Origin of the sequence: Metabacillus niabensis (genome assembly GCF_020524345.1) — a bacterium.
Classification (GTDB): Bacteria; Bacillota; Bacilli; order Bacillales; family Bacillaceae; genus Metabacillus; species Metabacillus niabensis_B.
In genome coordinates this window covers 63,221-75,300 of the sequence record NZ_JAIVLH010000015.1, presented here as the reverse complement: position 1 = coordinate 75,300, position 12,080 = coordinate 63,221, and the positions used below count along the sequence as shown (strand labels likewise).

Here is a 12,080-nt window from a genome sequence, read left to right as displayed (position 1 = left end):
TTCGGTACATTCGATTAAAGGCAGCTATTAATGAAGAGCAAATACATGATCGTCTTCTTTATCAGCCTGAGATTATGGAGCTTCATTTAACAGAGAAAAACCTATATCATCCGCATGAAATCGTTGATTATATTCGCTTATTAAAAGCAAGGGGAATTCGCGTCTATCTTCATCATCCGATGAAACATCATGGACAGTATTTAGATATTATTAGCTCCAGTCCGGAGATGCGGCAATTTTATAATTGGTCCAGTGAACTTATTGCCTCTATTTGTAAGCAGGAAAACATTAAATGTATTATTCATTGTCATTACTCAGAATCTGAGTGCTCGAACTTCACCGATAAGATAAAACGGTATGAAACGAGAAAGCGCATTGAGGAAATTCTTCATATATGTAGTCAATCCTTTTTATGGGAGGATACAACAGAAGGAATTTTTTCAGCGCAAAATCCACATCTGCTTGATGAAATCGTCCGTCCCCTTCATTTGCCTTTAAATATTGATATTAGCCATTCATTCATTGCGTTAAAAGGAAATAATCGAGCGTTGGAACAACATTTGAAAACATATGCTTCATACGCAGATTACTATCACCTTGTTGATTCACTTGGTGTTGAGCATGATTCATTGCCACTTGGAAAAGGAAACATCAACTGGGCGTTGGTGAAGTCTTTCGTTGGAGATACAGATTTCATTTTTGAAATTGATTTGAGTGAAAGTCAATTTCTTGACTGTCGATTGATGATTGAAAGTGCTGAGTATTTTAGTAGAATTTAAGAAAAACAGCAGCAAAACAATAATATGCTGCTGTTTTTCTTGTATATCCACAGAGGCAGTAACGGCATTCATTAGCTTGTGATATGCGTTGCGTCGTTTTCCTACTTCGTTGCGCCCCACACACATATCAACCTTATCAACAAAGCAAAGACCCCTGCAGATCTCTCCACAAGGGGCTTTAGCTCAACAACTTCCGTATATCATGCTCAGGCAAGGGCTTGCTAAAAAAGAACCCTTGTCCCAGTTTGCAGTTATTTTTTAATAAAAAGTCTACTTGTTTCTCTTCTTCAATTCCCTCAGCAATGACGGTGAATTTCATAATATGTCCCATATCAATGATCGCTTTTGCAATTGAGCCATTGTGAGTTGGATCCAGAATATCATCGACGAATGATTTATCCACTTTGATTTTATCAATCGGCAGATGTTTTAAGTAGCTTAATGAGGAATAGCCTTTGCCAAAGTCATCAATGGCGATTTTGACGCCAAGTTCTTTTAGCTCCTTCAAAATGACAATTGAGTGATTGATATTTTGCATAATGCTTTCCGTAATTTCAAGCTCAAACATATTGGGATCGATATTATATTCTTCCAATACTTGCTTTACACTGCTCACAAATTCCTGTTCCTGCATTTGACGAACGGAAATATTAACAGCCATCTTGATTGATCCATGACCATGTTGCTTCCATTGATTATGATCGTTACATACTTGTTGTAAAATCCATTTTCCAATTTGAACAATCACTCCTGTTTCTTCAGCAATCGGAATGAATTCCACAGGAGAAATTGGACCAAGCGTTGGGTGCTCCCAACGAATTAAGGCCTCCATTCCAATAATAGTACCTGTTTCCAGTTCAAACTGAGGCTGGTACACCATATTAAACTGATTTGTATCAAGTGCTTTTCGCAATCCAACCTCAAGGACCATTTTTCTTGTTGATTGGGTGTTAAGACCCTCATTATAGTATTGATAATTATTTTTTCCACGCTCTTTCGCCAAATACATAGCGGTATCCGCATTTTTAATCAGTGTTTCCTGATCTTTTCCATCATAAGGATAAAGACTAATACCAATGCTGGCTGTCACAAAAACTTCTTCACCATGCACAAAGAACGGGCGGGAAAAGTCATCAATAATTTGCTGGGCAATTTTTTCGATTTTGTCCTTTTTCATTCCTTCTAAAAGGATTAAGAATTCATCTCCTCCTTGCCGGGAAACAAGACCATCACTTTTCACTGTATTTCGTATACGATCTGCAACATCCTTTAATAAAAGATCACCGGTTGAATGTCCTTTCGTATCATTAATCACCTTAAATCGATCCAAATCTAAAAATAAGACAGCAAGCTCTTGGTTTTCACCATTTGTTGTTAAACTGTTGTTTACATGCTCTTTGAACATGTTTCGATTAGGAAGATTTGTAACAGAATCATAATAGGCCATATTGTGAATCAGTTGCTGGGCTTTTTTTCGCTCGGTAATATCACGACCGACAACAAGTTTTGCAATCCTGCCTTCATACAATATTTTCATAAGAGAAACTTCTGCATCAATCACATCACCATTTGACAATAAAAGCTGACATTCGAAATAATTTTTTTCAATATCCTTGTCATTGTCATCCATCTCCTGAACAATGTCCTTAATACTCCTCACATTCTCAGTAGAGACAAATTCCAGTACATGTCGCCCAATAATATCAGATGTACCAAAAAGCTCACTTCCCGCTTTATTAATAAACACAAACTTCCAATCCCTAATAACAGCGATAATATCAGGAGACATTTCTACTAAGCCCCGGTAACGCTCCTCCCGCTCCATTTGCTCTGTTACATCGAATAAAACGCTTGTAAAATCAACAAAGTCCCCTTTTTCATCATAAGTCGGAATACCCCGATCACGAATCCAGCGCACCTTTTCATCCGGCCGAACAATCCGATAAAAGCTCGTGACAGGCTCCTTCTTGGTCAATTGCTTCAGCCGCTCTTCAATAACCTTCTGATCTTCCGGAAGAACAACCTTCCTCCATAAAAGCTGATCACGATAAAATTCATCAAGAGAATACCCATATAATTTTTCAATCCCTGGTGTAATCATTAAATGATCTGTTTTCATATCATGGGACCATATTGCAACATCTAATGAATCAAAAATATATCTTAACCGTTCATTACTATGTTTAAGTTCTTTCGTCGTTTTGTTCATCACATAAATAAGAATTAAGATGAAAACAACCGTTACTAAGGAGATGGTAATATGTAATATAGAAAAAGCAATATGTTTATTAGGAAGGAAAAAATCTGCAACTAATACGAATAGCTCAACTAAAACAAATAAGCCGATCAACAACCACTTTGTTTTTAACAAAAACATTTGAACCCACCTCCCCTTTCTTTTAAAAACAAAATTTCATAATAGCATATTATCTCCCATTATACATGATGCTATGTCAAAATATAGGACAACTGAACAAAAGCGCAAGCGCCTTGATCAGTCCCGACAAGCATAAGACGATTTAGAATAGAAGGCGTTCTTTGCCTTTAATTCTAAATTAGCTAGACCATAGAGGGGCTAGGCGCTGGAGCTGGATGTCGCGCGCTTATCCACAGTTCAAAGAAATTTATCATTTCCTACACAACTAGGAAAGCAGTCTCCTTTTTTGTATACTATTTTAGTAGAAATAATTGACAAGGTTAGACACAAACCTACATGAAGAAGTTTCAACTTCTTTAAAAATTGATGCTATCAAAATAGTCATTTTTTCGCAAACCAATGCTTATAATGGAAACATGCCTATTAAGGGACATGTATATTTGTGAAAATACAAACAAGGTTAGTTAGGATAAAACAAGCAGCGTATGCTGAACGATATGAAAACATGATGGAATTTAAAAGGAGGATCACAAAATGAATCTAATTGATGTCCAACCCGTTAAATTTAGCTTTTTTGAAAAACCGCCAGCTTCATCTATGAATCAAGCGTTTGTTTATACAAATGAACAAAACAACTATCAAGTTGTTAAAAATGGTGACCGTTTAAGCCGCAGTGATCTTCGTGCCGGAAAATACACGAAGGTGTACATTGTTAACATGGCGACACAGAGTTTTCAATGTGAAGAAGAGTATCCTTCATTAGATAGAGGTCGTGACTTTTTGATTGATCTCTCCATTGATTATAAAGTGGTTGATCCGATTTCCCTTGTTCAACAAGGAGCAGGTGAAATTGTGACATATATTAAAAAGAAGCTTCCTTACTGGCTTGAGGAAATCACAACCGATTACCCGATCTCAGATTCCAAGCGAGTGAAAAAGCATATTGAGGATCTGCATGAACACTCTTCCATGGTAGCTGGTTTAAAGCAGGTTGGGGTTGTGATTTCTGATATTAATGTTCTCGTCAAACAAAGTCAACGGGATCAAGAGCATGACAAACAATATTGGAAGCAGGATCAAGATAGTGAGCTTAGATTGCACGAAAAAGAAATTAAAATGCGTGAGGCCCGCTTTGTTGCAGGCGAAATTCAGAGAGAGATCGAAAAGGGAAATCTTCTTAATGCCCTTTTCATTGCTGAAGATAATAAAGCTGCATTAGAAGTTGTCCAAACCCGCATTCATAACGAAGAAGCGTTCAGGCTTGAGGTACAACACCAGGTGAAAAACCTGATGATGGACCCTACTGTTGATAAAGTCGAAATCGATAGGCAGGTAGAAAAAATTAAAACTTATTTTCCTTATGAATTTAGCAGCGGTGGCAACCAGACCCGTCTTTCCATGAGAACGACTGAAGAAGATCAGCTGGATGATTTACGTGATCGCTATCAATCAGCTAAAGGGGAGTAACGAGAGTGGAAACCATACTTCAGCAACTATACTGGCTGTGGGTACCACTTGCCCTGCTACCCATTTGGCTCAGAATTGCTATTTTTACGTTTATCGTCATCATTCTCATGCGGCCTATTCTATTTCATTTAGCACCAAGGCTCATCCACTGGGGCAGCATATTACTGCATAAAGCCGTTTATTACCTATCCTATCCGGTAATGGTGTTATTTCATAGAATGCTGACTAAAAGAAGAAATCAAGGGGACTACTCGATTCCTTCCTGGATCGAAGGAACTGAAGAGGTTTTTGCTTTTCTCTTAAAAACTTCCAGCAAAACAGAACGTCTCACAAAAAAGCGTACCCGAAACAAAGCCAAATGGAAAAGGACATTCCGTCTTGTTGGATTTGCTCTTGCCATACTATTGCCACTTGCCATCATCAATAACCCAACAAGCTCCTACTCGCAAACGTGGGACCGCTTTGACAAATGGATGACAGAAGAAAAAGTCCAAAACGACCTAGGCTTTGACATTAAAAGCTATCAAGGAACATTTCTAGCAAAAGTGGATGAAGTAAGCGCAAAGGTGAACCCGAAGGAATACACCTTAACAGACCAATACAAAAGCAGCGGCGGCAACATCCGTGCCAATCCTACGCTAAACGCCAAAATCGTCGCAGCCATCACCAATGACGAAACCGTCACATACCTCGACGAACAAAAAACCGACAACAGCGGCATCACATGGCTCAAAGTCCAAACAAAATCCGGAAAAACCGGCTGGATCTCCGGAAGAATTGTCCAAGAAAAATAATGTGGCTCCGTGGTGGAGGGTCGGGGGTGGGTCGGGGGGACAGGTTCCTTGTCCCAACACCCTGGGCCGAGTGCAATACCACCGAAATTCAACCCTAACAATGAACCTTTTTAGGTATATTGTTAGGGTTTTTCTTTGTCTTGGATCAGGGAGTGGACCAGGGGGACAGGTTCCTCGTCCCAGATGGGACAAGGAACCTGTCCCCCTGTCCCCAAAAAATATTAATTTTTTTCATTTTCACGCTACTCTCCTCCCCTTTTTTTATATATAGAGGGCGAAAGGAGGTGATCAGCATGGCAAGTCAAGTTATCCTTGATTCACAATTAAGTCTTGTGTTCGACATGGGCTTGGACGAAGATGGCAAGGTCATTTTAAAGCGTAAAAATTACAACAATGTGAAAACAACTGCAACACCTGATGAGTTGCTTCAGGTTGCTCAAGCCCTAGCTAGCTTACAAACTGAAACACTTTCATCTATCGAGCGAAACGACTCTAACCAAATTAACCCTTAATCGCATGAGCGTTTGGGACTTGAAAGAAAGGAGGTGACCACATGGCCAAAACATTAGAGCTTCAATTTTTAAACACTGACGGAAAAACAGTCAAGCTTAACGTTGACTCGCCTATCGAACCTGTTGATCCGGCTGCAATCAATGCAGCAATGGATGACATCTTAGCGAGCAACATCTTCTTCACAACCGGTGGGGAATTTGTAGCTAAGAAAGGTGCGCGTATTGTTGAGCGTAATGTAACAGATGTTGGACTTGCTTAAACCAATTGAGAGCTGACGAGGTATCTTTCTTCTTGTCAGCTCTTTGTCGTTTATACGTTTATCCTAAACGAAATGGGGTGAAAAAATGGAGCAATGGTTATCGGTTATTAGCGAGCTTGGCTTTCCTATTGTGGTGACACTTTATTTGCTCAATAGGATTGAAAGCAAACTTGATACGCTAAATCATTCCATACAAATGCTGCCAACGCAGTTAGGGAAAAATTAATCAAATAGTACTAAGGAGAATCGCACAGGGTGGTTCTCCTTTTTTGAATTGACGAAAAATTGGGTCAAGGAACCTGTCCCCCTGACCCACAATATGCTAATATAATAAAAGTGCATAACTTTGAATAGTATTTAATGAAGAATAAAATAATGAGGGGTGTTTGGATGAACCTGATTGAGAGTATGATTAATGGGACGAATACATTATTGTGGTCTTATGTATTAATTATTATGTTAATAGGGTTAGGGCTGTATTTTACGTTTAGGACAAAGTTTGTTCAGTTTCGCTTATTTGGTGAAATGGTCCGTTTATTAGGGGAAGGTGCAAGGGCTGATAAAAAAGGTGTGTCATCCTTCCAGGCGTTTTGTATTAGTACGGCTTCGCGTGTTGGTACAGGGAACTTAGCCGGTGTGGCGATTGCGATTACTACGGGTGGACCCGGAGCTGTATTTTGGATGTGGCTTATCGCACTTATCGGATCTGCCTCTGCATTTGTAGAAAGTACATTAGCACAGATTTACAAAGTAAAAGATGGTGACACATTCCGAGGCGGACCTGCTTACTACATGGAAAAAGCGTTAAATGCCCGCTGGATGGGTGTGACGTTTGCGGTGTTAATTACACTTACCTTCGGACTAGCCTTTAACTCTGTTCAAGCCAATACGATCACGAGTGCTTTTCACTCATCATTTGGAATTAACAAAGGTTTAATTGCAATTATATTATCGATCATTACCGCTATCATCATTTTCGGTGGAATCAAAAGAATCGCAAGAGTATCAGAGGTTATCGTGCCGGTTATGGCAGGAGCCTATATTTTAATTGCACTTTTCATTATGATTATCAATATTACAGAAATTCCTAGTGTATTTGTTTTAATCTTCGAAAGTGCCTTTGGATTGCAGGAAGCTGCTGGTGGTGCATTAGGTGCTGCGATGATGAATGGAATTAAACGAGGATTGTTTTCAAATGAAGCCGGAATGGGTAGTGCGCCAAACGCTGCTGCTACAGCTGATGTTAGCCACCCTGTTAAACAAGGCCTTATCCAATCTCTTGGTGTCTTCGTTGATACACTGATTATTTGTAGTTCAACTGCGTTTATCATCTTGCTTAGCGGACTATATACTTCACCAGAATCAGACGGTATTGTGTTAACGCAACAAGCACTTGAAACATCAATGGGAACATGGGCTGGTATTTTCTTATCCATTATCGTGCTTATGTTTGCCTTCAGTTCAATTGTAGGAAACTATTATTACGGTGAATCAAATATTGAATTTATTAACAACAATAAATTATTCCTTAACATCTATCGTGTTGCCGTAGTAGCAATGGTTGCATTCGGTTCTTTAGCATCCTTAAGCTTTGTTTGGAGTCTAGCTGACTTGTTCATGGGACTAATGGCTATCATTAACCTGATCGCGATTACACTACTCGGTAAAATTGCCTTTTCTGCTCTTTCAGACTATACGAAGCAACGTGCAGCCGGGAAGAATCCTACTTTTACAGCGGATACGATTGAAGGGTTGAAAAATGTTGAGGCGTGGGGTAAAGCTTCAGAAGAATAAAGAATTACTAACAAGGCTGACTCATTATGGGTCAGCCTTTTTTTCGTTTATACAAAATGAAGTTGTTTTTTCTTAGCCCTAGTTTGGGATTTCTTTAAATGAATATATACTTCCTCACCGATAGAAAACACATCATCAAGGTCTTGGTGGATCACCCACTGCTCATCTTCAATTGTAATCGTATAGTGAATCTCTTTTCCTTGATACTGAACATTCGTGATAACTCCTTTTATACCACCTTCTCTAAACGAGATTTCAAGCTGTTCCGGACGGGCAGGAAAGAGGTTTTCCCTTCTCAATTCCTCTGTTACAACTGTTCCTTCCCATTTAATTGACTGCTGATGGAAAGGGTAAAAAGTGGTTCCTTCCCATTTACCCCGGATTAAGTTCGCTTTTCCAACAAAGGAGGCAACAAATGGTGATGTTGGCGAGCTGTAAATTTCCTTTGGTGAGCCTACTTGTTCTATCTTCCCCTTATTCATGACAACAATTTTATCAGCCATTGCCAGTGCCTCACTTTGGTCATGAGTAACATATACAATCGAGGCACCCGTCAGATGGTGCAGTTGCTGAATCTCTTTTCGCATCGACATACGCAATTCAGCATCTAAACTACTAAGCGGCTCATCCATTAACAATAAAGCCGGTTTTGGAGCGATCGCACGCGCCAAGGCTACCCTCTGTTTTTGACCTCCAGATAGTTCACTCGGCATTCGTTCGCCAAGATGATGCATATCTACCATCTTTAATACTTCATCGACTCTAAAATCAATGCCCTTTTTAAGGTCCTCACTTAAAAATTGATGATGTTTCAATGGAAAACGAATATGGTCCCTTACATTCATATGCGGCCACAAAGCAAAGGATTGAAACACCATGCCAATGTTACGTTTTTCCGGTGGCAGGAAGGACGTTTCATTAGCGACTACTTGATTTTTCATTAATACTTCTCCTAAAGTTGGAGAATCAAAACCGGCTAATAAGCGAAGCAATGTTGTTTTTCCGCAGCCTGATGGGCCAAGTATTGCAACAAACTCTCCTTCATTAATATCAAGGTTGATTTGCTGTAGTGCCCGAAATGAACCAAAGCTTTTTTCTACATTTTTAATTTGAGTGGTCATGATGCAGCACCCTCCGATCCCATAACTTTTGCAAAATAGATAACATAAGAAAGGCTAACAAAATGAACAGAACGACAATACAAGAAAAAGCAGTTGAATAGGTTGAATACCCAGCTTGTTCAAAATTAAAAATAACAAGTCCTATCGTTTCCGTTCCACTGGACCATAGCAGCGATGAAACTGTTAGTTCAGTTAGTGCCGTTAAAAAGACGAGTAAAGCCCCACTGATGACACCCGGGATAATCAATGGCAGCAGGATTTGCTTCCACTTATAAAATCCATTAGAACCACTCACTCTGGCGGCTTCCTCTATTGAAGGATCAACCTGCATGAACGCTGTAATGCTTCCTCTGACCTGTAAGATTAAAAAACGGGTGACATAGGCAATGAAGAGAATCATAATCGAACCGTATATCCCTGGATTCCACCCCGGAATTGGTTCCATCCAAGCAAAAATCATCGCTAACGCTAAAACTGTACCAGGCAATGCATATGGAATGCCGATGATCATCTCTAATCCCTTTGACAAGATAGTAGGCTTTTTTGTTCTCATATAAGCAATTCCAGTCCCTGCTACCAAACAAAAAATAGTGGTAATGATCGCTAAATTCGCACTGTTTTTCAAGGAAGTGACAGCTTTTTGATTTTCAAGCAATACAAATTGATAGTTTTTTAAACTTATATTTTCAGGTGTAAACGGCAAACCATACGCTTTAATAAGAGAGGCAGAGAGCATTGAAATAAGCGGCACCATTGTTGTTAGCAACAAAAAACTCCATAAAAGCAGTTCAATCGTCAGACGCTTTCTTTTCGAAAAGGGAAATCTTGGTTCTTTATCCTCAACAGCTGTTTCATTGTTTTTAGACTTCTTTAACAGCAGCCACTGAATAAACGTACCTGTTAATGCAATGAGTCCTAAGATGACAGATAAGGTTGCAGCTCTTTCAAAGGAATTCGGTCCTAACCCTACGATTTGCTCATAAATATATGTACTTAACACTCTTATATTACCTGGTATCCCAAGAAACGCAGGAATACCAAAGTTATCTAAACTCGCAATAAAAGCCAGAAATCCTCCACTTGCAATCCCAGGTAATGCAAGGGGAAGAGTAATGTTTTTGAAAGACTTCCACTTGCTTGATCCTGAAACCCTTGCCGCATATTCAAGATCACGCGGAATTTTTCTCAGAACCCCCACCGTTAATAAATAAACCAGAGGATAATGGGATAATCCCATCACGATAATAATTCCCTGTAAACTATACATGTTCAGCGGCTCTAAAGATCCGGGAAGCAGACTTAATAGATTAGCGAAGAATCCATTTTTACTCATAAATTGAGTCCATGCCAATGTTGTAATATAGGAAGGGATAATAAAAGGTAAAAAGATGAATAATTGAATCAGCTTCTTTTGTCTAATATTTGTGTACGCAACAACCCAAGCTGTCATAATCCCTAAGATAATCGCGATAAAAGATGAACCCGCCACAACATATAACGTATTTTCAATTGTTTTCCATGTTGAACGATCTTGAAGCACGGATGTATAGTTTTCGAATGTGAACCCGCCTTCTGAAGAAAAACTTAAGAAGATTAGTCTGAAAATAGGCACAACAAAAAAGATAACTACAAATAGTACACCAATTAAAAACCACCATTTATTTTTGTGTTGAACACGATGAACAAAGCTTTGCAACATGAGGAATTTCTCTCCTTAACTTTTAAAAGGAAATAAGGCTATCTCAACTTTAAACCATTGGATAAGCCTTATAATTTCCAAACCATTATTGTCCAAAAATCGTTTCAAATTCCTTTTTATCATCTTCTTTTGCTTGATAAAGCTCACTTATATCTGCATCGATCACGTTCATTTCATCAATCGTTTGTAAACCTTCCGGAGCGTCAACACCTTTGCGAATTGGTGTGTAGCCTATTTCCGCCGCTAATTCTTGACCTTCTTCTGATAATACAAAATCAACAAATGCCTTAGCCGCTTCTTCATTTTCAGCATCCTTCATAATACCGATCGGCTCAGTGATAACAGGTACTCCTTCTTTTGGATAAATTAATTCAACTGGAGATCCTTCTGCTTTTGCTCGGGCTACGATAAAATCGACAACCATACCATATGATTTTTCACCATCTGCAACAGCTTGAAGAACTGCTCCATTTCCTTTTGTCACTGTCATTTCATTTTCTTTTAAACTCTTAAAATAATCCCAGCCAAATGCTTCATTACGTGTAAATACACCTAAATTATAGGCTGCAGCACCTGAATAAAACGGACTTGGCATGATCGTTTTACCTTTAGCACTATCATCCGTCAGGACATTCCACGAATCCGGCATTTCCTCTACATTTGCTGTGTTTGCTACTAAAGCTGTAGCCATAACCTTTGTCCCGGCATACATGCCCTCAGGATCTACTAGATTAGATGGTATTTCACTGAGTTCCTCTGACTTATATTCGAGCAATAAATCCTCTTCCTTCAAGTCCTCAAAGGTGACAGAGTCTGCTACTAATAAGACATCTGCTTGAACATCTCCAGCTTTTTGCTCAGCTTTAATTTTGCTAATGACCTCTTCTGTTCCTGATCGATATGTTTGGACATTTACATCAGGGTATTTTTCAGTGAATGCATCTACTAGTTTTTGAGCATCCTCATCAGGCTGTGATGTATAAAAAGATAAATCTCCTTCAATTCCCGTAGAACTGCCATTATTTGAACTGCTTTCTTCACTCCCGCAGCCAACAAGTGCAAGAGATGCAAGAGTTAATAGAAATCCGCCTTTTACTAGATTCATGTTTTTTCCTCCTAAATTTTTCAACATCGTCTCAAAACTTTTAAAGTAAGTATAATAGATTGATGTTAAGCGACATTATAGGCATGGTTAATGTTTTGATAATTTTATGTAAAGAAATGATTAACATTTAATGATCCTCTATTTTTTTAGCTAGTGATTTTGCGCAAAAAAA

The 12,080-nt window shown here is 38.9% G+C and carries 11 protein-coding genes; 7 read left to right on the top strand and 4 right to left on the bottom strand.

Going from position 1 to position 12,080, the window contains the following annotated elements; all coding sequences use genetic code 11:
- Positions 1-74 precede the first annotated feature (74 nt).
- Complete coding sequence (locus LC095_RS16845) at positions 75-779, top strand: TIM barrel protein (RefSeq protein ID WP_226529237.1); 705 nt, start codon at positions 75-77, stop codon at positions 777-779.
- A 178-nt stretch (positions 780-957) separates the two neighbouring features.
- Here LC095_RS16845 and LC095_RS16840 read toward each other — a convergent pair whose 3' ends face one another.
- Entirely contained in the window at positions 958-3,156 is a 2,199-nt protein-coding gene (locus LC095_RS16840; protein ID WP_226529236.1) for a GGDEF and EAL domain-containing protein, read from the bottom strand.
- 534 nt (positions 3,157-3,690) lie between these two features.
- On the opposite strand from LC095_RS16840, the gene LC095_RS16835 reads away from it, so the two are divergent.
- The 6 genes from LC095_RS16835 (at position 3,691) to LC095_RS16810 (ending at position 7,983) form a co-directional block, all read left to right on the top strand.
- A complete protein-coding gene (locus tag LC095_RS16835; protein ID WP_226529235.1) occupies positions 3,691-4,623 on the top strand; it encodes a hypothetical protein in 933 nt (310 codons plus the stop codon).
- A gap of 5 nt (positions 4,624-4,628) precedes the next feature.
- The gene (locus LC095_RS27135; RefSeq protein ID WP_226529234.1) at positions 4,629-5,417 is read left to right on the top strand and encodes an SH3 domain-containing protein; all 789 of its coding nucleotides are present in this window, start codon (positions 4,629-4,631) and stop codon (positions 5,415-5,417) included.
- 293 nt (positions 5,418-5,710) lie between these two features.
- Complete coding sequence (locus LC095_RS16825) at positions 5,711-5,929, top strand: DUF1659 domain-containing protein (protein ID WP_026560951.1); 219 nt, start codon at positions 5,711-5,713, stop codon at positions 5,927-5,929.
- Positions 5,930-5,970: 41 nt separating this feature from the next.
- Positions 5,971-6,189 (top strand): DUF2922 domain-containing protein, encoded by a 219-nt coding sequence (locus tag LC095_RS16820; protein WP_026560950.1) that lies wholly within the window; start codon positions 5,971-5,973, stop codon positions 6,187-6,189.
- Between the two features lie 85 nt (positions 6,190-6,274).
- Positions 6,275-6,415 carry a YvrJ family protein gene (locus tag LC095_RS16815; protein ID WP_226529233.1) on the top strand — a complete coding sequence of 47 codons (141 nt, stop codon included), beginning with the start codon at positions 6,275-6,277 and terminating at the stop codon, positions 6,413-6,415.
- Between the two features lie 164 nt (positions 6,416-6,579).
- Positions 6,580-7,983 carry an alanine/glycine:cation symporter family protein gene (locus tag LC095_RS16810; RefSeq protein ID WP_226529232.1) on the top strand — a complete coding sequence of 468 codons (1,404 nt, stop codon included), beginning with the start codon at positions 6,580-6,582 and terminating at the stop codon, positions 7,981-7,983.
- A gap of 47 nt (positions 7,984-8,030) precedes the next feature.
- On the opposite strand, the gene LC095_RS16805 is transcribed toward LC095_RS16810, so the two are convergent.
- The 3 genes from LC095_RS16805 to LC095_RS16795 form a co-directional block, all read right to left on the bottom strand.
- Complete coding sequence (locus LC095_RS16805; protein WP_226529231.1) at positions 8,031-9,104, bottom strand: ABC transporter ATP-binding protein; 1,074 nt, start codon at positions 9,102-9,104, stop codon at positions 8,031-8,033.
- Entirely contained in the window at positions 9,088-10,803 is a 1,716-nt protein-coding gene (locus LC095_RS16800) for an ABC transporter permease (RefSeq protein WP_226529230.1), read from the bottom strand. The genes LC095_RS16805 and LC095_RS16800 overlap by 17 nt, the downstream gene beginning before the upstream one ends.
- An 85-nt stretch (positions 10,804-10,888) precedes the next feature.
- Positions 10,889-11,908, bottom strand: coding sequence for an ABC transporter substrate-binding protein (locus LC095_RS16795; RefSeq protein ID WP_226529229.1), 1,020 nt, complete (start codon positions 11,906-11,908; stop codon positions 10,889-10,891).
- Positions 11,909-12,080: the final 172 nt, after the last annotated feature.